Origin of the sequence: Agrococcus sediminis (assembly GCF_007923295.1) — a bacterium.
In the GTDB taxonomy this organism is placed as follows: domain Bacteria; phylum Actinomycetota; class Actinomycetes; order Actinomycetales; family Microbacteriaceae; genus Agrococcus; species Agrococcus sediminis.
This window is the reverse complement of sequence record NZ_VOIR01000014.1, coordinates 98280-120859: the sequence shown is the minus strand read 5'-3', so window position 1 is coordinate 120859 and position 22580 is coordinate 98280. Positions and strand designations below refer to the sequence as shown.

General features: G+C 74.8%; 23 protein-coding genes and 1 riboswitch. Of the genes, 11 read left to right on the top strand and 12 right to left on the bottom strand.

The annotated features are described in order from the left end of the window. Nucleotides 1-59: 59 nt before the first annotated feature. Nucleotides 60-146: riboswitch (glycine riboswitch) on the bottom strand. Nucleotides 147-175: 29 nt separating this feature from the next. Genes mnhG through FQ330_RS08150 form a run of 6 tightly spaced genes read right to left on the bottom strand, consistent with a single transcriptional unit; the run spans nt 176 to nt 6170 of the window. Next, nucleotides 176-526, bottom strand: a complete 351-nt coding sequence (mnhG, locus tag FQ330_RS08175) for a monovalent cation/H(+) antiporter subunit G (protein ID WP_146356657.1) — start codon at nt 524-526, stop codon at nt 176-178. Next, nucleotides 523-858, bottom strand: coding sequence for a monovalent cation/H+ antiporter complex subunit F (locus FQ330_RS08170; protein ID WP_146356655.1), 336 nt, complete (start codon nt 856-858; stop codon nt 523-525). Before FQ330_RS08170 ends, mnhG begins: the two co-directional genes overlap by 4 nt. Continuing rightward, nucleotides 858-1388, bottom strand: a complete 531-nt coding sequence (locus tag FQ330_RS08165; protein WP_146356653.1) for a Na+/H+ antiporter subunit E — start codon at nt 1386-1388, stop codon at nt 858-860. Before FQ330_RS08165 ends, FQ330_RS08170 begins: the two co-directional genes overlap by 1 nt. After that, on the bottom strand, nt 1385-2893 hold the full coding sequence (locus FQ330_RS08160; protein WP_146356651.1) for a Na+/H+ antiporter subunit D: 1509 nt from the start codon (nt 2891-2893) through the stop codon (nt 1385-1387). Before FQ330_RS08160 ends, FQ330_RS08165 begins: the two co-directional genes overlap by 4 nt. After that, nucleotides 2893-3336, bottom strand: coding sequence for a Na(+)/H(+) antiporter subunit C (locus FQ330_RS08155; protein WP_146356649.1), 444 nt, complete (start codon nt 3334-3336; stop codon nt 2893-2895). The genes FQ330_RS08160 and FQ330_RS08155 overlap by 1 nt, the downstream gene beginning before the upstream one ends. Next, the gene (locus FQ330_RS08150) at nt 3333-6170 is read right to left on the bottom strand and encodes a Na+/H+ antiporter subunit A (protein ID WP_225792758.1); all 2838 of its coding nucleotides are present in this window, start codon (nt 6168-6170) and stop codon (nt 3333-3335) included. The genes FQ330_RS08155 and FQ330_RS08150 overlap by 4 nt, the downstream gene beginning before the upstream one ends. A gap of 113 nt (nt 6171-6283) precedes the next feature. On the opposite strand from FQ330_RS08150, the gene FQ330_RS08145 reads away from it, so the two are divergent. From FQ330_RS08145 to FQ330_RS08130, 4 genes are all read left to right on the top strand, one after another. Beyond that, entirely contained in the window at nt 6284-7438 is a 1155-nt protein-coding gene (locus FQ330_RS08145) for an exonuclease SbcCD subunit D (RefSeq protein WP_146356645.1), read from the top strand. Then, a complete protein-coding gene (locus FQ330_RS08140) occupies nt 7435-10419 on the top strand; it encodes an AAA family ATPase (protein WP_146356643.1) in 2985 nt (994 codons plus the stop codon). Before FQ330_RS08145 ends, FQ330_RS08140 begins: the two co-directional genes overlap by 4 nt. A 10-nt stretch (nt 10420-10429) precedes the next feature. Next, nucleotides 10430-11590 (top strand): LOG family protein, encoded by a 1161-nt coding sequence (locus tag FQ330_RS08135; protein ID WP_146356641.1) that lies wholly within the window; start codon nt 10430-10432, stop codon nt 11588-11590. 89 nt (nt 11591-11679) lie between these two features. Further along, entirely contained in the window at nt 11680-12189 is a 510-nt protein-coding gene (locus FQ330_RS08130) for a general stress protein (protein ID WP_146356639.1), read from the top strand. Here the strand turns inward: FQ330_RS08130 and FQ330_RS08125 are convergent. Next, on the bottom strand, nt 12137-13720 hold the full coding sequence (locus tag FQ330_RS08125; RefSeq protein ID WP_146356637.1) for an MDR family MFS transporter: 1584 nt from the start codon (nt 13718-13720) through the stop codon (nt 12137-12139). The genes FQ330_RS08130 and FQ330_RS08125 overlap by 53 nt on opposite strands. 80 nt (nt 13721-13800) lie before the next feature. Then, nucleotides 13801-14208 (bottom strand): VOC family protein, encoded by a 408-nt coding sequence (locus tag FQ330_RS08120; RefSeq protein WP_128188882.1) that lies wholly within the window; start codon nt 14206-14208, stop codon nt 13801-13803. Nucleotides 14209-14281: 73 nt separating this feature from the next. On the opposite strand from FQ330_RS08120, the gene FQ330_RS08115 reads away from it, so the two are divergent. Genes FQ330_RS08115 through FQ330_RS08095 form a run of 5 tightly spaced genes read left to right on the top strand, consistent with a single transcriptional unit; the run spans nt 14282 to nt 17339 of the window. Next, nucleotides 14282-14929, top strand: coding sequence for a TetR/AcrR family transcriptional regulator (locus FQ330_RS08115; protein ID WP_146356635.1), 648 nt, complete (start codon nt 14282-14284; stop codon nt 14927-14929). A 60-nt stretch (nt 14930-14989) separates the two neighbouring features. Beyond that, nucleotides 14990-15643, top strand: a complete 654-nt coding sequence (locus FQ330_RS08110) for a CDP-alcohol phosphatidyltransferase family protein (protein ID WP_146356633.1) — start codon at nt 14990-14992, stop codon at nt 15641-15643. After that, nucleotides 15640-16089: a hypothetical protein gene (locus FQ330_RS13310; protein WP_192575885.1), complete on the top strand. Its 450-nt coding sequence runs from the start codon at nt 15640-15642 to the stop codon at nt 16087-16089. The genes FQ330_RS08110 and FQ330_RS13310 overlap by 4 nt, the downstream gene beginning before the upstream one ends. A 58-nt stretch (nt 16090-16147) precedes the next feature. Then, nucleotides 16148-16630: a GyrI-like domain-containing protein gene (locus tag FQ330_RS08100; protein WP_192575884.1), complete on the top strand. Its 483-nt coding sequence runs from the start codon at nt 16148-16150 to the stop codon at nt 16628-16630. 49 nt (nt 16631-16679) lie between these two features. Then, nucleotides 16680-17339 (top strand): DsbA family oxidoreductase, encoded by a 660-nt coding sequence (locus tag FQ330_RS08095; RefSeq protein WP_146356629.1) that lies wholly within the window; start codon nt 16680-16682, stop codon nt 17337-17339. 16 nt (nt 17340-17355) lie between these two features. On the opposite strand, the gene FQ330_RS08090 is transcribed toward FQ330_RS08095, so the two are convergent. The 3 genes from FQ330_RS08090 to FQ330_RS08080 all read right to left on the bottom strand — a co-directional run bounded on the left by FQ330_RS08090 (nt 17356) and on the right by FQ330_RS08080 (nt 20972). Continuing rightward, nucleotides 17356-18105 (bottom strand): class I SAM-dependent methyltransferase, encoded by a 750-nt coding sequence (locus FQ330_RS08090; protein WP_146356626.1) that lies wholly within the window; start codon nt 18103-18105, stop codon nt 17356-17358. A gap of 24 nt (nt 18106-18129) precedes the next feature. Next, the gene (locus FQ330_RS08085; protein WP_128188876.1) at nt 18130-20256 is read right to left on the bottom strand and encodes a DEAD/DEAH box helicase; all 2127 of its coding nucleotides are present in this window, start codon (nt 20254-20256) and stop codon (nt 18130-18132) included. 266 nt (nt 20257-20522) lie between these two features. Next, on the bottom strand, nt 20523-20972 hold the full coding sequence (locus FQ330_RS08080) for an SRPBCC family protein (RefSeq protein ID WP_128188875.1): 450 nt from the start codon (nt 20970-20972) through the stop codon (nt 20523-20525). A gap of 136 nt (nt 20973-21108) precedes the next feature. On the opposite strand from FQ330_RS08080, the gene FQ330_RS08075 reads away from it, so the two are divergent. Further along, the gene (locus FQ330_RS08075; protein WP_192575883.1) at nt 21109-21531 is read left to right on the top strand and encodes an Hsp20/alpha crystallin family protein; all 423 of its coding nucleotides are present in this window, start codon (nt 21109-21111) and stop codon (nt 21529-21531) included. A 5-nt stretch (nt 21532-21536) separates the two neighbouring features. After that, nucleotides 21537-21845: a biopolymer transporter Tol gene (locus FQ330_RS08070; protein WP_146356622.1), complete on the top strand. Its 309-nt coding sequence runs from the start codon at nt 21537-21539 to the stop codon at nt 21843-21845. Nucleotides 21846-21858: 13 nt separating this feature from the next. Here FQ330_RS08070 and FQ330_RS08065 read toward each other — a convergent pair whose 3' ends face one another. Then, nucleotides 21859-22572, bottom strand: coding sequence for a ZIP family metal transporter (locus tag FQ330_RS08065; protein ID WP_146356620.1), 714 nt, complete (start codon nt 22570-22572; stop codon nt 21859-21861). Between the last annotated feature and the right edge of the window lie 8 nt (nt 22573-22580).

Sequence of the window (22580 nt, the reverse complement as noted above, 5' to 3'; positions counted from 1 at the left end):
TCCTCCTGTGGTCTGGACTCCCCCACTGTCGCCGATCGTCTCGAACGGCTCCAGTGTGGCCTTCCCGTGCGGTTCGAGGACCTGAGAGTTTGGCGGGGAGGCTTGCTCCTTCGGTGCCCCCGGAGGGGCTCTCCCGCACGGGCGTGCAGCGGCCGGCTGTGCTGTCGGTGCGATCCTACCGGGTCTCGTCGTCGCGGTCGCGACCCGCGTCCTCCACCAGCAGGTCGCGGCGGAACTGCCCCGTGCGGTACGCCGCCCTGCCCATCATCTGCGTCGCGACCGGCGCGGTCACCAGCTGCAGGCCGCACGCGAGGGCGAGGAGCGCCGAGGCGGCGCCGTCGCGCAGGATGAGCGACAGCCCGACGCACAGCAGCAGGAACCCGAGCGTCTGCGGCTTCGACGCCGCGTGCATCCGGTTGAGCACGTCGGGCAGCCGCACGAGCCCGATCGCGGCGGTGAGCGCGAGCGCCGCGCCGAGCAGGATCAGCACGCTGCCGACGACGTCGAGCACGGGCTCCCAGCTCATCGCGGGCCCCCGTCCTCGTCCTTCGGCGCATCGCCCTCGAGCCCGCTCGCGGAGGCCGGACCGGTGCCGACGACGCCCTCCCTGCCGGCGACGAACCGCGCCATCGACACCGTGCCCGCGAAGGCGAGCAGCGACAGCACCAGGATCACGGCGATCGTGTGCGGATGGCGGTTGATCGCGGCCTCGACGACGAGCGCGCCCGCGACCACGGCGATGAGCACGTCGGTCGCGACGACCCGGTCGCTCGGCCCCGGCCCGCGCACGATCCGCACGAGCGTGAGCACCGCGGCCGCGAACAGCATGAGCCCCGCGACGATGAGCACGGCATCCATCAGTCCTCCTCCAGCAGCGCGCGGTCCTCGGGGGTGCCGAAGGCGAGCAGCACGGTCGCCTCGGTCGAGCGCACGCGCTCGCGCGCGTGCGCGATCGCCGCCTCGGAGCCCGCGTCGAACACGTGCACGAGCAGCTCGCCGTCGCGCGCGTCGATCGCGACCGAGCCGGGCACGAGCGTCACGAGCTCCGCGGTGATGGCGGTGATGAACTCGGAGTCGCTCCGCAGGCGCACCAGGATGATCGCGTTGCGGGTGGGCCGCCAGAACGCCAGCACCTTCGCGGCCACCTGGAACGAGGAGACGAGCAGGCCCCACATCGTCACGACCACGAGCCGCAGGAAGCCGAGCGGTCGGAACGACTCGAGCTCCGGCACGTCGGGCAGCGGGAACAGCACCTGGATCAGGAGCGCGATCGCGACCCCCCAGAGCGCCGCGCCGAGCGACAGGTCGCCCCACAGCAGCATCCAGATGAGGGCGAGGCCGATCGTCGCGAAGACCGAGACGCGGGTGCGCAGCTCCGGGCGGCTCATGGTGTCGCCTCCTCGACCGCGAGCTGGTAGGCGCCCCCGCGGATGTCGACCGACGCGCGCTGCGCGTAGTCGGTGAGCGGCCCGGCGAGCGCGGTGAGCGAGACGGTGATGAGCACGAGCGCCGTCGACGCGAAGACCCACACGCGCGGGAGCACGCGCAGCGAGTGCACCCGGTCGTCGTCCTCGCCGCGGTCCTGCCAGAACGCGCGCTGCCACACCCGCACGACCGCCAGCAGCGTGAGCAGGCTCGTCGCGACGCCCGCGACCACGGCCGCGACCGCGAGCGGCGTCGGCACCTCGAGCGCCGCATCCATGAGCGCCACCTTGCCGAGGAAGCCGGAGAACGGCGGGATGCCGCCCAGGTTGAGCGCCGGGATCAGGTAGAGCGCCGCGAGCAGCGGCACCGAGGCGAGCCCGCCGAGGCGAGCGAGGCTCGTCGAGCCCCCCACGCGCTCGATGAGCCCGACGACGATGAAGAGCGCCGTCTGCACGAGGATGTGGTGGACGATGTAGAAGATCGCGCCCGCGAGCCCCGCCTCGGTGCCGAGCGCGACCCCCAGCAGCATGTAGCCGATGTGGCTCACGAGCGTGAACGACAGCAGTCGCTTGATCTCGCCCTGCGCGAGCGCGCCGAGGATGCCGAGCACGAGCGTGAGGATGGCGACCGCGAGCAGGAGCTCGGTGAGCGGGCTGTGCGGGAACAGCAGCGTCTGCAGGCGGATGATCGCGAAGACGCCGACCTTCGTGAGCAGGCCCGCGAAGACCGCGGTGACGCTCGCGGGAGCCGTCGGGTAGGAGTCGGGCAGCCACGACTGCAGCGGGAAGATGGCGGCCTTGATGCCGAAGACGACGAGCAGCAGCAGCTGGATGACGAGCTGCAGGCCCGGGTCGAGGGCCGCGAGCCGCTCGGGCAGCTGCGCGAACGACACCGTGCCGGTGGCCGCGTAGACGATCGCGATCGCCAGCAGGAAGAGCGTCGACGACAGCAGGCTCACCGTCACGTACGTCGACCCTGCGCGCACGCGCTCCTTCGTCGCGCCGAGCATGATCAGCACGTACGAGGAGAACAGCAGCATCTCGAAGCCGACGAACAGGTTGAAGAGGTCGCCCGCGAGGAACGCGTGCGAGACGCCGGCCGTGAGCACGAGGAACGTCGGGTGGAAGACCGACACCGGCGCCCCGTCGGCGCTGTCGGCGATGTCGCGGCGGGACGGGAAGATCACGACGATCGCGGTGACGATGCTCGACACGAGCACGAGCAGCGACGACAGCCGGTCGGCCACGAGCACGATGCCGAGCCCCTCCGGCCACGCCCCGACCCACAGCACGATCGGCCCCTGCGCATCCGCCCCGAGGCACAGGATGAGCGCGAGCACCGCGACGAGGCCGAGCGTCGTGCCCGAGACGATGCGCTGCAGCGCGGGCCGCCTGGCGAGCGTGAGCGTGATGCCGGCCGCGAGCAGCGGCAGCAGCACGGGGATGGGGACGAGGTTCGCGAGATCCATCAGCGCGCGTCCCCCGCCCGGCCGCCGGACTCGGTGTCGGGCTGCGCCTCGGGCGTGAGCTCGACGTAGGCCTCGCTCGAGAGGTCGGCCTCGGCCCGGCGGCGCACGATGGCGTCCTCGACGTCGTCGGCGACCTCGTCGTGGCCCTCGAGCTGGAACGAGCGGTACGACATCGCGAGCAGCAGCGCGCTCGCGGCGAGCGTGATCACGATCGCCGTGAGCACCATCGCCTGCGGCAGCGGGTCGGCGATCTGCTCCGGGTCCTGGCCGACGATCGGGGCGAGGCCCGCGGGGCCGGCGGCCACGAGGAAGAGCAGGTTGACCCCGTTGGAGGCGAGCATGAGGCCGGCGAGGATGCGCATGAGGCTGCGCTCGAGCAGCAGGTAGACGCCCGCGGCGGTGAGCGCGCCGCCCGCGACGGCGAGGATGAGCGTGGGGGTCACTGTGCGACCTCCCGGCCGGGCAGGGAGCGGTCGGAGCGCCAGGCGGGGCGGGGCGCGAGGTCCTGCTCGCCGTGCAGGTCGATGCCGGCGCCGAGGGAGCGGACGAAGTCGAGCATCGCGCCGAAGACGATGAGCCAGACGCCGATGTCGAAGAAGAGCGTCGTGACGAGCTTCTGGTCGCCGAGCAGCGGCAACGTCGCCTCGATCGCGTACGACTCGCCGATCCTGCCGCCGATGAGGATGGGCCAGACCACGCTCGCGATCACGACCGCCATGCCGCCGCCGAGCAGCTTGCCCGCGTCGAACGGCACGGCCTCGGTGAGCTCCTCGCGGCCGCCGGCGAGGTAGCGCACCGCGAGCGCGATGCCCGCGACGAGGCCGCCCGCGAAGCCGCCGCCGGGCTCGTTGTGGCCCACCGCCAGCAGGTAGATGGAGACGAGCATCATGATCGGGAACAGCAGGCGCGTGATCATCTCGAGCACCGGCGAGTCCATCGAGGCGTCGCCGAAGGAGCCCGCGAGGAAGCCGCGGCTGCGCGACGCCTTCGACGGCTGCCGCAGCACGCCCGAGCCGCCCGCGACCGGGCGTCGCACGAAGATGAGGCTCGCGACGCCCGTCGCGGCGGCCAGCAGCACCGAGACCTCGCCGAGCGTGTCCCAGGCGCGGATGTCGACGAGCGTCACGTTGACGATGTTGGAGCCGTGCCCGAAGTCGTACGCCCACTCGTAGAACGCGGCGGAGCTGGGCGTCGCCGTGCGCGCCTGCAGGGCCGCGAGCGCCGCGAGCGCCGCGAACGTGCCGACCGCGATGCCGAGCAGCGCCCGCAGGTAGCGGGCGGCGCGCAGCGGCCGGTCGGTGAAGTACTTCGGCAGGCGCCGCAGCACCAGCACGAGGATGACGAGGAACACCGTCTCGCTGAGCGCCTGCGTGAGCGCGAGGTCGGGCGCCCCGTGCAGGAGGAACATGAACGCGACGCCGTAGCCGACGACCGACAGCAGCATGAAGGCCTTCAGCCGCCCTCGCGTCGTGGTGGCGAAGACCGCGGCGACGACGATCACGATCGCGGTGCCGACCTGTCCGAGCGTGTCGTAGGCGCGCAGGTCGGCGGTGAGGGCGCCGGCGAGCAGCAGCGCGACGCCGGGGCCCGCGACGACGACGAGCAGGATGGTCGTCAGGTGCAGCGGCAGCGAGCCCGACTGCAGGCGGCCGGTGACCTCGACCGCGAGGCGGTCGAGGCCGCGCATGCTCGCGTGGTAGCCGCGCTCGAACGGGTCCTGGCCCTGCGGCGCGCGCCGCCGGCCGCCGAGCGCGACGTGCAGCGCGGCACCCGCGAGCCACGCGAGCGCCGATGCGCCGAGCGCCGGGGTGAGGCCGTGCCAGAGCGCGAGGTGCGGCGCCTCCTCGCCCGCGGGCACCGTGGCGGCGTGCGGGAGCAGCGCCGCGGAGATCGCGTCGCCGGCGAAGCCGAGCGCCAGCCCCAGGAGCGCGAGCGCCACGGGCGCCGCGACGAGCATCGGCGAGCGCTTCGCGACCTCGGCGCCCGGGCGGCCGAAGAAGACGCCGACGATGAGGCGCAGCGAGTAGGCGACGGTGAGCGCCGCACCGGCCGCGATGCCGATGAAGGCGACCCAGCCGATCGCGACGAGGGAGCCCTGGGCGTCGGCGAGCGCGGCGTCGAGCGCGGCCTCCTTCCCGAGGAAGCCGATCATCGGCGGGATGCCCGCCATCGACGCGGCCGCGAGGATCGCGGCCCCGGCCGCCACGGGCATCCGCCGCCCCAGCCCGCCGAGCTCGCGCAGGTCGCGCGTGCCGGTGCCGCGGTCGACGACGCCGACGACCATGAACAGCGCAGCCTTGAAGACCGCGTGGGCGGCGAGCAGCGCGAGGCCCGCCTGCATCGACGCCTGCGTGCCGATGCCGAGCACCGTCACGAGCAGGCCGAGCTGGCTGACGGTGCCGTGCGCGAGCAGCACCTTGATGTCGAGCTGCCGCATCGCCCGCACCGCGCCGAGCAGCATCGTCGCGATGCCGAGGGTCACGAGCCCCCAGCGCCACCAGGGCAGCTCGACGAAGGCGGGCGTGAGCGCCGCGATGAGGAAGACGCCCGCCTTGACCATCGCAGCGGCGTGGAGGAACGCCGACACGGGGGTGGGCGCCGCCATCGCGCCCGGCAGCCAGTACTGGAAGGGCACGATCGCCGACTTCGACAGCGCGCCGACGAGCATGAGCGCCGCCGCCCACGCCGCGGCGGCGGTGCGCGGCGGGTCGGCGAGGGTCGCCGCGAGCGAGAATGTGCCGGTCTCTGCCTCGAGCAGCATGATGCCCGTGAGCATCGTGAGCCCGCCGACGGTCGTGACGATGAGCGCCGTCTGCGCGGCCCGGCGGTTGCTCGACGAGCGGTGGTTGAGGCCGACGAGCAGGTAGCTGAAGATCGTCGTGAGCTCCCACCCGATCGTCAGCACGATGAGGTCGTCGGCGAGCACGAGCAGCAGCATCGAGGCGGCGAAGCCGGTGAGGAGGCCCACCGTGCGCGCCGCGAGCGTGCGCGACTCGAAGTACCACGCGCAGTAGACGAAGATCAGGCCGCCGACGCCGAGCACGACCATCGCGAGCAGCCACTGGAGCGCGCCGAGCCGCAGGTCGATCGCGATGCCGAGCGAGGGCATCCACTCCACCCGCTCCTGCAGCACCGCTCCGGCCGCGACGGCCGGGCCCTGCAGGCCGAACCAGACGGCGGCGGCGAGGCTCGCCGCGGCGGGCAGCAGGAACACCCAGCGGCCCATGCGGCTGCTGAGGGCGCTCGCGACGACGCCGAGGACGGCGAGTGTCGTCACAGTGAGCAGCACGTGGTGCAGTCCCTCTCGAGCGCGCGGGCAGGGGCCTGGATCCAGCCTATCGGCGCGCGGCGGTGCGACCCGACGTCGGCGGCCGCACGTAGCGTGGGTGCATGCGGCTGCTCCACACCTCCGACTGGCACGTCGGGCGCACGTTCCACGGGGCCGACACGCTCGACGCGCTCGCGGATGCGCTGGGCGCGATCGCGGGCATCGTCCGCGACCGCGGGGTCGACGCGGTGCTCGTCGCGGGCGACGTCTACGACTCGGCGATGCCCGCCGGCCGGCACGTCGAGGCGCTGACGCTCGCGCTCGGCGAGATCCGCGCCGCGGGGGCCGAGATCGTGCTCGCGAGCGGCAACCACGACTCGGCCGCGCGGCTGGGCGCGAACGCCGGCTTCGCGCGGGCGGGCGGCCTGCACCTGAGCACCCTCGCGCTCGAGCCGGAGTCGTGGCGCGTCGAGCTCGCCGACGAGCACGGGCCGGTGCACGTCTTCGCGGTGCCGTACCTCGAGCCGGTGGCGCTGCGCTCGTCGCTGCCCGAGGCCGGGATCGCGAGCCAGGACGACGCGATCGCGTGGGCGATGGCCGCCGTGCGGGCGTCGCTCGCCGAGTCGCCCGCGCGCTCGGTCGTGCTCGCGCACTGCTTCGCCGCGGGTGTCGCAGCGCCGGAGGACGACGCCCCGCGCGACATCACCGCGGGCGGCCTCGACGTCGTGCCCGCCTCGCGGTTCGAGGGCGTCGACTACGTCGCGCTCGGCCACCTGCACTCGCGGCAGGAGCTCTCCCGCTCGGTGCGCTACTCGGGCGCCCCGCTCTACTACTCCTTCAAGGAGCGCTCGCCGCTGCGCGGCGGCTGGCTCGTCGACCTCGACGCCGATGGCCTCGCCGAGGTCGAGTGGGTCGACCTGCCCGTGCCGCGGCAGCTCACGACGATCGAGGGCGAGCTCGACGCGCTGCTCGCGGATGCGCGCCTCGAGGGCACCGAGGAGCACTGGATCCGGGCCCGGCTCACCGACCGCGTGCGGCCCATGGACGCGATGCGGCGCCTCCGCGCCCGCTGGCTGCACGCGGCCGAGGTGCAGTGGCTCGGCGGCGACGACCTGCCCGCGATCGAGGTGCGCGCGCGGCTCGCCCGCCGCTCGGAGGCGGAGGTCGTCGGCGACTTCCTCGAGCACGTGCGCGCCGGGGCGGGCGCGACCGACGCCGAGGCCGCGCTCGTGCGCGACGGCCTCGCGCGCGCGGTCGCCGCGGAGTCCGCGCAGTGAGGCTGCTGCGGCTCGAGCTCGCCGGCTTCGGCCCGTACCGCGACCGGTTCGAGATCGACTTCGCGGCGTTCGACGCCGACGGCCTCTACCTCATCGCGGGCCCGACGGGCGCGGGCAAGTCGACGATCCTCGACGCCATCACGTACGCGCTCTACGGCGGCGCCCCGCGCTACGCGAAGGGCGCCGCGCACCTCCGCAGCGACCTCGCCGGCCCCGCCGACCTCACCTGGGTCGAGCTCGACGTGGCGGTCGGCGACCGCGTCCTGCGGGTGCGGCGCACGCCCGAGTACGAGCGCCCCAAGCTGCGGGGCACGGGGCTCACGAAGGAGCGCGCGACGGCGACGCTGTGGGAGCGCGATGGCGACGGCTGGCGCACCCTCGCGACGAGCGTCGACGACGCGAGCACCGAGGTCGTGCGGAGCCTGGGCCTGCGCAAGGACGAGTTCCTCAAGGTCATCCTGCTCGCGCAGGGCGGGTTCGCCGAGTTCCTCGCGGCCTCGAGCGACGAGCGCAAGGCGCTGCTCGAGCGGCTCTTCGGCACCGGGAGCATGCGGCGGCTGCGCGAGCTGCTCGTCGCCGACGCGAAGGCGATCACGGCCGAGCGCGAGGCGCTCGAGCGCGAGCGCGACGACCGCGCCGCCCGCGTGCGCGACGCGGCTGCGTCGCTGCGCACCGACGAGGAGGAGGCGCTGCCCGACGGCGCCGACGAGGCGGCGCTCGCCGCGCTCGAGGCGGCGATCGACGACCGGGTCGCGCAGTCGGCCGAGGTCGCGACGGCGGCGGGAGCCGCCGAGCGCGGGGCGCGGACGGCGCGCGACGAGGCGCGGGCGCTCCTCGAGCGCATCGCGCGGCGCGACGCGGCACTGTCGGCGCTCGCCGACCTCGCCGAGGCCGCCGCGGCGATCGACGACGACCGCGAGCGGCTCGCCGACGCCGATCGCGCCGCCGGGGTCGCGGCGGAGCTCGACCGCTGGGCGCGCGCCGACACCGGCGTGGAGCGCTCGGTCGTCGAGCTCGACGCGGCGACCGCCGCGCTCCCCGCCGACGTCGCGGCCGAGCGTCCGATCGTCGAGGCCGAGCACGAGGCCGCGGTGCGCGTCGCGTCCCGCGCGACCGAGACGCGAGCGCTCGAGGCGTCGCTGCCGGGGCTCGACCGCCAGGCGACGGCGGCCGAGGCGGCGGCGGCGCAGGCGCAGGCCGCGGTCGACGCGGCGAAGCGACGCCGCGCCGACGCGCCGGCCGCCCGCCGGCTGCTGAGCGACGCGCGCGAGGCCGCGACCGCGCTCGCCGCCGGCGCCGACGCGGCAGCCCGGCAGGTCGACGCCGCCCTCGAGCGGCTCGCGGCGCGCGACGCCGCCGACGCGCTCGCCGAGCCGCTCGCCGCCGCTCGGGCGGAGGCGGTGCGCAGCGCCGCAGCGCAGCACACCGCGGCCGACGAGCTGCACCGGCTGCAGGCCGCGCGCATCGACGGCATGGCGGGCGAGCTCGCGAGCGAGCTCGCGGACGGCGAGCCGTGCCCGGTGTGCGGCTCGATCGAGCACCCGGCGCCGCACGCGCCGGCGAGCGAGGCGGTCACGGCCGACGACGTCGCCGCCGCGATCGAGCGGAGCCAGCGCGCGCTCGCCGGCGCGAGCGCGGCGCACGAGGCGCTCGCCGCGCTCGAGCAGCGGCTCGCGGCCGCCGAGGCCCGCGCGGGGGACGACGATCGGGCGTCGCTCGAGCGCGCGCTCGAGGAGGCGCGGGCCGCGGTGCGCGTCGCCGCCGACGCCGCGCTCGAGCGCGACGAGGCCGAGCGGCAGCTCGCCGAGCACGATGCGGCCGCCGAGCGCCTCGACGCCGAGGTCGCCGAGGTCGAGCTGGCTGCTGCCGCGAGCGCCGCCGAGGCGGCGACCGCGTGCGCCCGACGGGACGACGCGCGCGACCGACTCGCGGAGGAGCTCGGAGAGCATCCCGACGCCCGCGCGCTGCTCGCCGCCGCGACCGGTCGGCGCGATGCGCTGCGCCGCTGGCTCGACGCCGACGCGCACGCCGGCGCGGCCCGCGCCGAGCAGCACGCGGCCGCGAGCGCGGGGGCAGCGGCGCTCGCCGAGCACGCGCTGCCCGATCGCGAGGCGACGGCCGGGATGCGGCTCGAGCCCGCCGCGAGGAAGGCGCTGCTCGCGCGCATCACGACCCACGACGCGGCCGTCGCGAGCGCGCGCGGCGTGCTCGCGCAGCCCGACCTCGACGGCCTCGGCGAGCCGCCGGAGCTCGAGCCGCTCGAGGCGGCGCTCGGTGAGGCGAGCGCGGTCGCCGCGCGCGCGAACCGGGCGGCAGCGGCCGCCGAGACGACCCGCGACCTCGCCGCCGCCGACCTCGCCGCCGCGAGGGAAGCCATCCGCTCCCTCGCCGAGGGCGCCGAGCACGCCGACGCCGTGCGCGGGCTCGCCCGTGCCCTCGACGGCAGGAACGAGCGCGCGCAGGACATCGAGACCTACGTGCTCGCGACGCGCCTCGCGACCATCATCGACGCGGCGAACCTGCGCCTCGCGGCGATGACGGACGGCCGGTTCACGCTCGTGCTCGACGAGGCGCGCGCCTCGCACGGCCGCGCGAGCGGGCTCGGCATCGCGGTGCTCGACGCGCACACGGGCCTCGCCCGCCCCACCCGGTCGCTCTCCGGCGGCGAGACCTTCCTCGCCTCGCTCTCCCTCGCGCTCGGCCTCGCCGACGTCGTGCAGGCGGAAGCCGGCGGGGTGTCGCTCGAGACCCTCTTCGTCGACGAGGGCTTCGGGTCGCTCGACCAGGACACGCTCGAGGCGGCGATGGCGACCCTCGACGAGCTGCGCGCGGGCGGTCGCACCGTGGGCGTCATCAGCCACGTGCAGCAGATGCAGGAGCGCATCCCGTCGCGCATCCGAGTGGTGCCGCTGCCCGGCGGCGGCAGCCGCATCGAGGTGTCGCCGCCGAGCGCTCAGGGCATCGCGGAGCCCGCTCGGTAGGCTCCCCGGCATGCACGACTCCGACGAGCGACCGCAGCACGGCCGACTGCTCGACATCGGCACCCTCGAGGCGTTCGACCGCTTCGCCGCCCGGGCGCACAGCATGTACGGCTGGCGCATCCAGGACGTCGACCTGCGCGAGCGCGGCGACGTGCTCGCGCGGCTCGACGGCTACGGCGCGCTCGTGCTCGGCTCCGACCTCCCCGAGGGCGCGCAGGAGCGCCTCACCGGGCAGGGGGCGCTCGTCTTCGACGACGTGCCCGAGGTGCCGTTCAACGCCTACCGGTCGACGCTCTACTCCCCCGACGACCTCGTCGACGGCCTCGAGCACGGCTACGCCGAGAGCTTCGACGCCCGCGTCTACGCCTGGTCGCGCACGCGCCACCACGACATCGCGCACACCCTCGCCGCGGCGCTCCACGACCACTCCATCGACGACGCGCTCACCGAGTGGGTGCAGGGCAGGGCGATCGTCGGCATCATGGGCGGCCACGCCCTGGCGCGCGACTCCGAGGCCTACCGGCAGGCCGCGCACCTCGCGCACGGGCTCGCCCGCGCCGGCCGCATCGTCGCCACCGGCGGCGGGCCGGGCGCGATGGAGGCCGGCAACCTCGGCGCCCGCGCGGTCGCACTCTCGCCCGCCGAGCTCGACGAGGCGATCGACGAGCTCGCGGCCGTGCCGTCGTTCCACGGCTCCATCCCCGAGTGGATCGCCTCCGCCCGTCGCGTTGCCGAGCGCGTCGGCGACGGCGTCTCGCTCGGCATCCCGACCTGGCACTACGGCCACGAGCCGCCCAACTCCTTCGCGACCTCGATCGCGAAGTACTTCCAGAACTCCGTGCGCGAGGACATCCTGCTGCGCGTCGCGAACGCCGGCATCGTGGTGCTGCCCGGCAGCGGCGGCACGGTGCAGGAGATCTTCCAGGACGCGTGCGAGAACTCCTACGCCGAGGAGGGCGCGTGGGCGCCGCTCGTGCTGCTGGGAGAGCGCTACTGGACGGAGCAGCTGCCTGCCTGGCCGCTGCTGCAGGCGGTCATGCGCGGCAAGCCGGGCGAGGCCGGCATCGCGCTCGTCGACGACGTGGCGGATGCCGTGGCCGCGATCGCGGCGTTCGATCCGGCCCCGGGGTCGGCGGCCATGCACCGCCCGGCACCCGAGGACCGCCGGTAGGCCGCAGCCGCCCGCATCGCTCCGGGCGAGCACTCGGCAACGGGTGCGAGGATGCCGGATGAGGCCCGGAGTGGCCGCGAGGAGGCATCATGACCGACATCCAGGACCCGCTGCGGGGCCGCACCGAGCCGACGCCGCCGTCGACCACCATCGCCGAGTTCGACACGTACGAGGAGGCGCAGGCCCTCGTCGACCGCTTGAGCGACGCGGAGTTCCCCGTGCAGCACGTGCGCATCGTCGGCACCGGGCTCACCACCGTCGAGCAGGTGCTCGGCCGCATGACCTACGGCCGCGCCGCGCTCTCGGGCGCGCTCGGCGGCGCCTGGTTCGGTCTCTTCATCGGCCTGCTCTTCGGCCTGATCATCGCCGACTCGTGGGCGTGGGTGATCTGGGCCGTGCTCATGGGCGCCGCGTTCGGCATGATCGCGGCCGTCGTGCAGCACGCCATGACGGGCGGCAAGCGCGACTTCACGAGCATCCGCGGCCTGCAGGCCGAGCGCTACGGGGTGCAGGTCACGAACGAGCACGCCGCCGAGGCGGTGCGCGTCATGGGGCGGGCTCCGCAGGCACCGACCGCGCCGCCGGCTCCGCAGGCGTAGCCGCCGCAGGCTCGGGCACCGCGGGCAGCGGCCCCGTCGCCGGGTCGCGGTGGTCGGGCTCGGCGGGCACTGCGTCGGCGGGCTTCCGCAGCCAGAGCGTGGCGATCACGCCCAGCACCCACAGCGCCGCGGCGCCCGTGAAGGCGATGCGCGCGCCCTCGAGCAGCGCGTCGCCGCGCGCGACGCCCTCGGCGACGAGCTGGGCCTGACGGGTCGCCATGATCGTCACGAACGCGGCCGTGCCCGCGGCGCCCGCGACCTGCTGCACGGTGCCGACCATCGCCGAGCCGTGCCCGTACAGGTGGTGCGGCAGCGAGCCGAGCGAGACGGTGAACAGCGGCGGGAACGTGAACGCGAAGCCGAGGCTCAGCACCATCTGCATGAGGAGCACGACCCACCACGGGGTCGTCACCTGCAGCTGCGTGTAGAGCACGAGCGCGGTGAGCACGACGAGCGCGCCGGGGATCACGAGCGGGCGCGGCCCCCACCGGTCGTAGAGGTTGCCCACGACGGGGCCGAGCAGGCCCGTGAGCAGCGCGCCCGGCAGCGTGATGAGGCCCACCTGCAGCGGCTCGAGCCCGAGCGCGTCCTGCAGGATGAGCGGCAGCAGGATGAGCGTGCCGAACATCGCCGCCATCGCGATCATCATGACGACGACGGATGCGGTGAAGAGCGGGTGGCGGAACGTGCGCAGGTCGAGCAGGGCTGCGTCGCTGCGCTGCAGGCGCACCTGGCGGAGCACGAACGCCACGAGCCCGACGACCCCGACGCCGAGCGCCACCGGCAGCTGCCAGGCCGGCAGGCCCTCCGCGCCCATGAGCGACAGCCCGTAGACGAGGCCGCCGAAGCCGAGCGCCGCGAGCGGGATGGAGAGCACGTCGAGGCGCGGCGGCGTCTGCGCGTCGCCGCGGCGCAGCGTGCGCCAGCCGACGAGCAGCATGACGACCGCGAGCGGCGCGACGCCGAGGAAGATCCAGCGCCACGAGGCGATCTGCAGGATCGCGCCCGAGAGCGTCGGGCCGAGCGCGGGCGCGACCGACATGACGAGCGAGATGGTGCCCATGAACGCGCCGCGGCGGGCGGGCGGCACGAGCTGCATGACGGTGGTCATGAGCAGCGGGAACACGATCGCGGTGCCGGATGCCTGCACGACGCGGCCGAGCAGCAGCAGCGCGAACGACGGCGCGATGCCGGCGATGAGCGTGCCGAGCACGAACGAGCCCATCGCCGCGATGTAGAGCGTGCGCGTCGAGAAGCGGGCCATGAGCCAGCCGGTCGTGGGGATGACGACGGCCATCGTGAGCATGAACGCGGTGGTGAGCCACTGCGCGGCGCGCTCGTCGATGCCGAGCTGGGGATCCTCGACGAGGGTCGAGATGGCGACGTTCATCGCCGTCTCGTTGAGGATCACGACGAAGGCCGAGACGAGGAGGGTGGCGATGATGATCGCCCCGCCGGGGGCGAGGCGATCGGATGCGGGGCGTGCCGGGCGCGTGTCGCTGCTGCCGGCTGGTTCGGTGTGGGTCTGCATGGTGCTGCGTCATGGCAACGCGAACCCGGCCGGAGCATTCCCGCGGGTTCGCGTCGCTGCGTGGGAAGTCGGAGGGCCGATCAGGCCGGCGGGCCCTCCATGTGGAAGAAGTCGATGATGTGGCCGTCGGGATCCGTGAGCTGGCCGCCGTACATGCCCCACTCGTTCTCCTCGACCGGCTTGGAGAGCGTACCGCCCGCCGCCGCGCCGGCGGCGCCGAACGCGTCGACCTCCTCGCGGCTGCCGAGCAGCATCGCGAGCAGGTTCTCGAGGGAGCCGCGCGGGGCGCGCTGCTGGTCGCCGACGAGGAACCCGTCGAAGCGGTCGCGCTCGAGCAGCATGATCGCGACCTCGTCGCTCACCGTCATGCAGCTCGTCGTCTCGTCGCTGAAGTCGGGGTTGCGCGTGAAGCCGAGCGCCTCGTAGAACGCCGTCGACCGCGCGATCTCCTCGACCGCGTAGTTGGGGAACACCATCCGGACCGCCATGGTCGCTCCTGACACCTCGCCCATCGTGTGAACGGCGTTCACATTAGGCCCGGCGGCCGGGTAGCGTCAAGGGGTGGCACGATCCGGCTACTTCCACGGCGACCTGCGCCGCGCCCTCCTCGACGCGGGCCTCGACGCCGCGCGCGCTGGCGGCCCGGAGGCGGTGAGCCTGCGGGAGCTCGCGCGCACCGTGGGCGTCGCGCCATCGGCGGTGTACCGGCACTTCGCGAGCCACGAGCAGCTCATCGGCGCGATCGCGCGCCGATCGCTCGCGATGGTCGCGGATGCGATGGAGGACGAGCTCGCGCGCGTGCCGGCGGGCGACGCGACCGCGTGGGCCGACGGCGCGATCGCGGCGGTCGGGCTCGGGTACGTGCGGTTCGCGTGGCGGGAGCCGGGGCTCTTCCGCCTCGCCTTCCGCGCGCACGGCGACCTCGAGGCGGCGCACGACGAGGCGGCGCGCGGCGCGAGCGGGCGCACCCCCTACGAGCAGCTCGAGCGCGCGTTCGACGCGCTCGAGGCCGTCGGCGAGCTGCCGCGCGAGCAGCGGCCCGGCGCCGAGGCGCTCGCGTGGTCGGCGGTGCACGGGTTCGCGACGCTGACCGTGGAGGGGCCGCTGCGCTCGCTCGACGAGCGCACGCGCGAGGCGCTGTCGTGGCGGATCGTCGAGATGGTGCGGCTCGGCCTCTCGGCCACGGCGCCGGAGCCGGGGGCGGCGTGAGCGGAGCCGGCTCCCCCGCCGCGTCCTGACTGCGCCCGCGCGCTGTGCTATCAAGAGGGCATGGCCCCCGCCCCGGCACGTGAGCGCGACCCGGACGACCCGTACTTCACGCGGGTCCTCACGCTGCCGAACGCCATCACGCTCGCCCGGCTGCTCCTGCTGGCTCCCGTCTGCTGGCTGATCGTCGCGGGTGCGGATGGGTCGTGGCTGCCGGTCGTGCTGCTGGCGCTCTGGGCGTCGACCGACTGGATCGACGGGGTGCTCGCGCGCGCCATGGACCAGACGTCGCGGGTCGGCGAGGTGATGGACCCGGTCGCCGACCGCATCGGCATCATCGGCGTGACGCTGTCGCTCGCGATCGCGGGCGCCGTCGACTGGTGGATCCTCGCCGTCATCGCGGGAGTCGACGTCATCGCGGTCGCCTTCGCCGGGCGCGCGGCGCACGACGGCAGCATCCACGTGTCCTGGCTCGGGAAGGTGCGCACCGCGCTCATGCTCACGGCCGTCGTGCTGCTGCTCGTCGGCCACACGGTGCTGCCCTGGGTGACCCCGATCGCGATGACGCTCATGCTGCTCGGGCTCGGCCTGCACGTGATCGCGTGCGTCGACTACATCCTGCAGGCGCGTCGCCTGCGACGGGTGCAGACTGGTGCACTGGCGCGGCCCGCGACGGGCGACGCGCACGCGCAGGACGACACCGAGGAGGCGCGATGACCGAGTGGCACGAGGACCGCGAGCGGCTCGCGGCGCAGGTCGAGGACCTGCTGGCGGGCTGGCACGAGTCGGTCGAGCGCGTGCCGGGCGAGGACGGCGAGCCCGACACGCTCGTCGCCCGAGACGGCGACCGGGTGGCGGCGATCCTGCCGCTCGACGAGGAGAGCGTCGAGGAGATGGTCGATGCGGAGGCCGAGGGCGAGCTGGCGCAGTGGCTGCGCGACGAGCTGGCCGAGGACGCCGACCGCGACGACGACGACCTCGACGACGACGAGGACGACGACCTCGAGGCCGCCGCCGACGCGTGGCTCGGCGACGAGGCCGACGGCGACACTGCCGTCGAGACCTCCGCCGCGGCGGACGACGACGATGACGGCGACGACTTCGACCTCGACGACTGGGACGACCCCGAGGCCGACGCGCTCATCGACGAGCTGCCCGCCTGAGCGGGCGCCGCGCGATCCGGCCCTGGCCGTCGCGCCGCTTCGGTGCGACGCTGGCCGCATGGACGAGAGCACCGACCCCCGGCTCGTGACGCTGCAGCCGACGACGATCGCGGCGATCCGCGAGACCGTCCCGATGGCGCGCATCACCGAATTCTTCGACCGCGCCTACCGCACGGTCGTGCGCGTGATGGCGAGCCAGGACATCCACCCCACCGGCGCGCCCGTCGGCGTCTACTGGTCGGCGCCGACCGACACGATCGAGATGAGCGCCGGCTTCCCCGCCGACGCGGCCGTCGCGGCCGAGGAGGGCGTCGCGGCGGAGCGGCTGCCCGCCGGCCGCGCCGTGCAGCTGACGCATGCCGGCGCCTACGGCACGATGCGGGCGTCGTACGACCGGTTCGCGGCCTGGGCCGAGGAGCAGGGGCTGCCGCTCGGGCCGGTGATGTGGGAGACGTACCTCACGGAGCCGCGGCCCGACGTCGACCCCGCCTCGATGCGCACGCTGATCACGTGGCCGCTGCAGGAGCCCGCCGGATCCTGATCCGGACGGATGCGGAATCCGGGCGGCCCGCCGCGCGTTGGCCGTCAGCATGCAGATCGACATCTGGTCAGACGTGGCGTGCCCGTGGTGCTTCATCGGCAAGCGGAGGTTCGAGGCGGCGCTCGTCACCTGGGAGCACCGCGACGAGGTGGAGGTGACCTGGCACTCGTTCCAGCTCGACCCGAGCCTCCCCCAGCGCTACGACGGCACCGAGGTCGAGTACCTCTCGACCCGCAAGGGGATGCCCGTCGAGCAGGTGCGGCAGATGATCGAGCACGTCGCCGAGCAGGCGGCCGGCGAGGGCCTGCGCTACGACTTCGACCGGCTCGTGGTCGCCAACAGCCTGCGCGCGCACCAGCTGCTGCACCTCGCGAAGGCGCACGGGCGCGGCGACGCCGTGAAGGAGGCGCTGCTCTCGGCGCACTTCGAGCGCGGCATCGACATCGGCGACGTCGACGCGCTCGCGGCGCTCGGCGCGGAGGCGGGCCTCGACGAGCACGAGGTGCGCGAGGCGCTCGGCGATGAGCGCTTCCTGCCCGCGGTGCGTGCCGACATCGCGCAGGCGCGGGAGCTCGGCGTGAACGGCGTGCCGTTCTTCGTCTTCGACATGCGGCTCGGGCTCTCGGGCGCGCAGCCGGCGCAGGTCTTCACGCAGGCGCTCGAGCAGGCTCGCGCGCTCGAGCTCGAGGGCGCGACCGCCGAGCGCTGAGCGGCGGTCGCCGCGCTCAGCCCGGGCGCCTCGCGAGGTAGACCCACTCGCGCCCCGGGCGGTCGGGCGCGTCGCGCACATCGACCACCTCGAGCCCGGCGCGCGCGAGCGACGCCTCGATCGCGGCGCGCGGCCGGAAGCGCAGCGTCGTGGTGGAGTCGATGCGCGTGCCGTCCCGGTGGAAGACCGTCGGCGACGAGAAGGTGACGAGCTCGCCGTCGACGCCCGTGACCTCGATCCACTCCTCCACCTGCCCCTCGTGCGGCACGTCGACGACCTGCCGCGTCGCATCCGGGGTCCACTCGAGCCACGCCTTCCGCTCGGGCCTGCGCGACTCGAGCACGAGCGTGCCGCCGGGCCGGAGCGCCCGCCGCGCCGCGACGAGCGCGGAGAGCCAGTCGAGGTCGTCGAGGAAGACCTGCGCGACGTTGGCCGTCATGGTGACGACGTCGACGCCCGAGCGGCCCCGAGCATCCGCCCCCGTCGCCGCGTCGGCGAGGCCGACGACCCAGCGCACCGCGTCGGCGCCGGGCTTCGCCCGAGCGACGGCGACGGATGCGGCGGCCGGGTCGACGCCGGTGACGTCGAGCCCGCGGGCGGCGAGCATGAGCGCGAAGGTGCCGGTGCCGCAGCCGATGTCGAGCGCCGAGCGGGCGCCCAGCTCGTCGACGACGATCCGCTCGTAGACCTCGAGGTCGGAGCGGTCGGCGTCGAGCGCGTCGTACACCGCCGCGAGCCTCGGATCGCCGAAGATCGCGTCGACCACGGCCGGCTCAGCCCCGTCGCGCCGTCAGCGCCGCGCGATGCGGGCGGCGACGGCGTCGCGGAGCATGCCCTCGACGGCCGCCTGCCGCAGGTCGCCCGTGGTCGGCTCGTCGCCGGTGGTGCCGTCGATCGCGCGGCCGACCATGCCGGCCTTCGCGTCGAGCAGCTCGGCGATGCGCGTGTCGATCGTCTGCGCGGCGAGGATGCGCCACACGGTGACCGGCATCGACTGGCCGATGCGGTGGATGCGGTCGATCGCCTGCGTCTGCTCGGCGTCGGTCCAGGAGAGCTCGGCGAGCACCATGTCGGCGGCTGCCTGCAGGTTGACGCCCACGCCCGCCGCCATGAGCGAGCAGACGATGACCTGCACCGAGTCGTCGTTCGTGAACGCGTCGATCGCGCTCTGCCGCTGCGTCGGCGTCTGGTCGCCGCGGATCGAGACCGTCTTGATGCCGGCCTTCGCGAGCGTCTGCTCGGCGGCGTCGAGGACGTCGATGTGCTTCGCGAAGAAGACCACCTTGCCCACCGAGTGCGCGAGCTGGCCCGCGTAGTCGGCGGCGAGCTCGGCCTTCGCGCGGCCGATGCGGCGGGCGAGCGCGAAGACGTTCTCGCCCGTGCTGCCCTCCTGCGTCTCGACCTCGCTGCGGGCGATGCGGTGCACGAGCTCGTCGTCGACGCGGCTGTCGTCGCGCGCGTCGGCGGAGCGCTGCTCCATCGCGGCGTCGTAGCGGCGCAGCATGCGGTCGACGAGCTCGCGCTCGGCGGCGCGGATGGAGCGGCCGGATGCCTCGTCGAGCTCGACGGGGATGTCGGCGATGCGGCGGGCCGGGATGTCGGCGGCGACGTCGATCTTGCGGCGGCGCACGATGCCCATGTCGATCACGGCGCGGCGCGCGGCCGGGTAGAAGCCGCGGTCCATCGGCGTCAGGCCGATCTGCTCGAGGTCGTCGGTGAGCTCGGCGTTCGGCTCCTTCTGGTCGATCCAGCCGAGGAACCGCCAGATCGCGCCGAAGTCCTCGATGTCGTTGATGAGCGGGGTGCCCGTCAGCGCCATGAGCAGCGGGTTGCCGACGCGCTCGCGCAGCGCCGCGGCGATCTGCAGCACGTGGCGCGACCGCTTCGAGCGGGTGTTCTTGATGAAGTGGGCCTCGTCGACGACCATGCCGCGGAAGCCGAAGCGCTCGAGCCAGCCGATGTGCCGGTCGAGCACCTCGTAGTTGACGACCACGACGTCGGCGAACGCGTCGAGCTGGTCGCCGTCGCCCTGCAGCACGGCGGCGCGGCGGCCGGGCACCCAGCGCTCGGTCTCGCGCGCCCAGTTGATCTTCACGACGCTCGGCGCGACGACGAGCAGCGGGAACGCATCCGCCGCCTGCGCGGCGAGCAGCGCCTGCGCGGTCTTGCCGAGGCCCGGCTCGTCGGCGAGCAGGAACGTGCGGTGCCCCTCGCGGGCGGCCTGCACGAGCTCGGCCTGGTGGTGCATGAGCTGCTTGCCGCCGGGCGCGATGCGCTGCTTGGGCTGCGGCAGCGGCATGCACGCGGGCCGACCGTCGGCCGCGACCTCGAACGAGAGGAACAGCGGCGAGAGCAGGTCGAAGCCGGCGAGGCGGTCGCGCTCGGGCTTGCGGCGCACGTGCGACAGGTCGGGCTCGAGGAACGGGTTGGCGAGCTGCACGCGCCGCACCGAGGGCGGCACGACCTGCGGCGCCTGCGGCTCGGTCTGCTCGGGCTCGGGCGCCGAGGAGACCTCGGGCTCGGGCTCGATGCCCGCGGCGAGCAGCATCTCGCGCTTGCGCTCGCGCACGGCGTCGGTGAGGGGCGCGCCCTCGCCGAGCAGGGGCAGCAGCGTGGGCTCGCGGCTCGCGGCCTTCGCGAGGATGACGGCGATGCCGTCGAGGCGCTTGAGCTCCTCGGCGCGCTGCGCGTCGGTGAGCTCCTTGTCGGCGCGCACGCGGGCGCGCTCCTCGCGGGCGAGGATCGCGACGACCTGCAGCTTGGTGCGGGTCGAGCGCGATGCCGCGCCGCGCTTCACGCCGGCTTCGACCTGCCGGACGGCGCGGGCGAGCTGCGGGATGAGCGCGTCGCGCTCGCGCGACGGGGCGTCGGGGGATGCGTCCGTCTCGGGAGCATCGATGGTTGCGGCGTCGGCCACATGTCCTCCGTTCGAGGCGGGGCCGGCGATGCGGGCCCCAGGCGTTCAGGCTGCGACGTCGCCCGCGGAGCGCGGGCGGCTGATCGAGCCGGCGACGGCGGCTGCGGTGCACGGGCGGGGCCGCGATGCGGCTCCGGCGGTGACCGGCGGGCTGTCGCCTGCCACCATGCTACCCGCTCCGCGCCGGCGCGCGCTCCTGAGCCCCACCGGGCGCGCTGACCGGCCGCGCAGGGCGCTCCCCCGCCCCGACGCTCTCCCCCGCGGCCTCAGCCGCCGACGACGCCCGCGAGCCGGTCGATCGAGGCGAGCAGGTTGGCCGGCTGCGTGCGCTGCGCGCGCGGGATGCGCTGCTCGTCGTGCAGGTCGGTCCAGTCGTAGGTGTGCGTCACGCGGGTGCCCGTGCCCTCGGGCTCGAGCTCCCAGCGCCACACGTGGCCGATGGGCGGCGAGCCGGGCTCGGCGGGCTTCCACGCGATCGTGCGGCCCTCCTCGAACTCCACGACGTGGTTCTCGCGCACAGCGCCCTGCGTCAGCGTCATCGAGAAGACGTCGCCGACGCCCCGCACGCGCTGGCCGTCGGGCGCCTCGGCGAGGTTGTCGTTGCCGTCCCACGCCGGCTGCCTGGCCGGGTCGGCGATGTGCTCGAAGATGACGTCGGCGGGAGCCTCGATGATGCGGCTCGCCTGCACGACTCGGGAGACCTCGGTGTCGCTCATGGATCGATCGAACCATGCGCGCGGCCGAGCGCGCCATCGCGGCCCGGCCCGGCGCATCCGCTTCCTGACCGCCCGACCATTGAAGCGACGGTCGAAGCGGAGTAGACACGAGGCAACGACGACGGAGGGAGCGGCCATGACCGCGGAGGCCTCGCGCAAGTACCCGATCTTCCCGCCGTTCACCGAGTGGGTGGATGCGTTCGCGCTGCTCGGCGGCTGGGACGGCAGGGGCCCGCTGCCCGGCATCCGGGTGGAGGAGCTCATGGAGGACGGCGCCTTCGTCGTGCACGCCGAGCTGCCGGGGCTGAACCCGGCGCGCGACATCGACGTGACGGTCGAGCACGGCGTGCTCACGATCCACGCCGAGCGGCACCCCGACAAGCGCGAGAAGCAGCGCTCGGAGTTCCGCTACGGCGCGCTCGCCCGCGCGGTGCGGCTGCCGCAGGGCACGAAGGACGACGAGATCACCGCCTCCTACGAGGACGGCGTGCTCACCGTGCGCGTCGGCCTCGACCGCGTGCCCGCGAAGACCCACCACATCCCGATCGAGCGGCGCTGACCGGCGTGCCGGCCGAGCGCACCGACGACGGGCGGTGGATCGTCGTCGACGGGCGCCGCTGGCGCGCGGAGGATCCGTCGCTGGCGGCGGATGCGTCGGCGCGGCTGCGCTCGCACCTCGGCCGGGCGCGCTCGGCCGTGCGGCTCGCGGGCGACGACGCCTCGAGGCGGGCGGCGCGCGACCGCGTGCAGCTGGCGAAGGAGGGCCTCGGCGAACGCGGGGACGCCTGGTGGGAGCTCGGCGAGGCGGAGCGCGCCGAGCGGGCACGGGAGCGGCTCGCGCGCCTCGACGAGCTCGCGCCGCCGGAGGCCTGAGGGCACCTTCGCCTCAGAGCAGCGAGAGGCTCGCGGCACCCGCGAAGCCGACGACGGTCGCGAGGCCCGCGTCCGTGCCGCCCTTCGCGCGCGCCTCGGGGATCATCGCGTCGACGAGCATCACGAGCAGCGCACCCGCGGCGAAGCCGTCGACGACCCCCGTGAGCGCCGGCGGCGCGCCCTCGGCGATCGCGCGCCCGCCGACGGCGGCGAGCGTGCAGACGACGGCGACGCCCAGCCACAGCAGCAGCACGAAGCGGCGCGAGCGTCCGGCGCGGAGCATGTCGGCCGACGAGCCGACCGACTCCGGCAGGTTGGAGATGAGGACCGCCGCCAGGAGCGCCGCGCTCACGCCGTCGCCTGCGGCGAGCCCGATGCCGAGCACCGCCTGCTCGGGCACGCCGTCGAGCAGCGCGCCGAGGGCGAGCGGCACGCCCGCCGTGCCCGCGCCGCGGTTGCCGCGGCGGCCCGAGCCCGCCTCGAGGGCGCGGTCGGCGAAGAAGAAGGTGAGCGCCCCGGCGGCGAGGCCGGCGCCGACCGCGAGCGGCCCGCCCTCGGCGAGGCCGCCCTCCGCGAGCTCGAAGGCGACGGCCGCGATGAGCGCGCCCGCCCCGAACGCGAGCACGATGCCGACCACGGCATCCGACCAGCGGCGCAGCATCGCGAGCGCGGCGCCGACCACGAGCGACGACGTCGCGACCGCACCCCACAGCAGCGCGTCGAGCACGGTCGGCG

Coding starts and splice junctions, on each gene's coding strand:
- mnhG (WP_146356657.1), bottom strand. CDS start 526: ATGAGCTGGGAGCCCGTGCTCGACGTCGTCGGCAGCGTGCTGATCCTG.
- FQ330_RS08170 (WP_146356655.1), bottom strand. CDS start 858: ATGGATGCCGTGCTCATCGTCGCGGGGCTCATGCTGTTCGCGGCCGCG.
- FQ330_RS08165 (WP_146356653.1), bottom strand. CDS start 1,388: ATGAGCCGCCCGGAGCTGCGCACCCGCGTCTCGGTCTTCGCGACGATC.
- FQ330_RS08160 (WP_146356651.1), bottom strand. CDS start 2,893: ATGGATCTCGCGAACCTCGTCCCCATCCCCGTGCTGCTGCCGCTGCTC.
- FQ330_RS08145 (WP_146356645.1), top strand. CDS start 6,284: ATGCGGCTGCTCCACACCTCCGACTGGCACGTCGGGCGCACGTTCCAC.
- FQ330_RS08135 (WP_146356641.1), top strand. CDS start 10,430: ATGCACGACTCCGACGAGCGACCGCAGCACGGCCGACTGCTCGACATC.
- FQ330_RS08130 (WP_146356639.1), top strand. CDS start 11,680: ATGACCGACATCCAGGACCCGCTGCGGGGCCGCACCGAGCCGACGCCG.
- FQ330_RS08125 (WP_146356637.1), bottom strand. CDS start 13,720: ATGCAGACCCACACCGAACCAGCCGGCAGCAGCGACACGCGCCCGGCA.
- FQ330_RS08120 (WP_128188882.1), bottom strand. CDS start 14,208: ATGGCGGTCCGGATGGTGTTCCCCAACTACGCGGTCGAGGAGATCGCG.
- FQ330_RS08110 (WP_146356633.1), top strand. CDS start 14,990: ATGGCCCCCGCCCCGGCACGTGAGCGCGACCCGGACGACCCGTACTTC.
- FQ330_RS13310 (WP_192575885.1), top strand. CDS start 15,640: ATGACCGAGTGGCACGAGGACCGCGAGCGGCTCGCGGCGCAGGTCGAG.
- FQ330_RS08100 (WP_192575884.1), top strand. CDS start 16,148: ATGGACGAGAGCACCGACCCCCGGCTCGTGACGCTGCAGCCGACGACG.
- FQ330_RS08095 (WP_146356629.1), top strand. CDS start 16,680: ATGCAGATCGACATCTGGTCAGACGTGGCGTGCCCGTGGTGCTTCATC.
- FQ330_RS08080 (WP_128188875.1), bottom strand. CDS start 20,972: ATGAGCGACACCGAGGTCTCCCGAGTCGTGCAGGCGAGCCGCATCATC.
- FQ330_RS08075 (WP_192575883.1), top strand. CDS start 21,109: ATGACCGCGGAGGCCTCGCGCAAGTACCCGATCTTCCCGCCGTTCACC.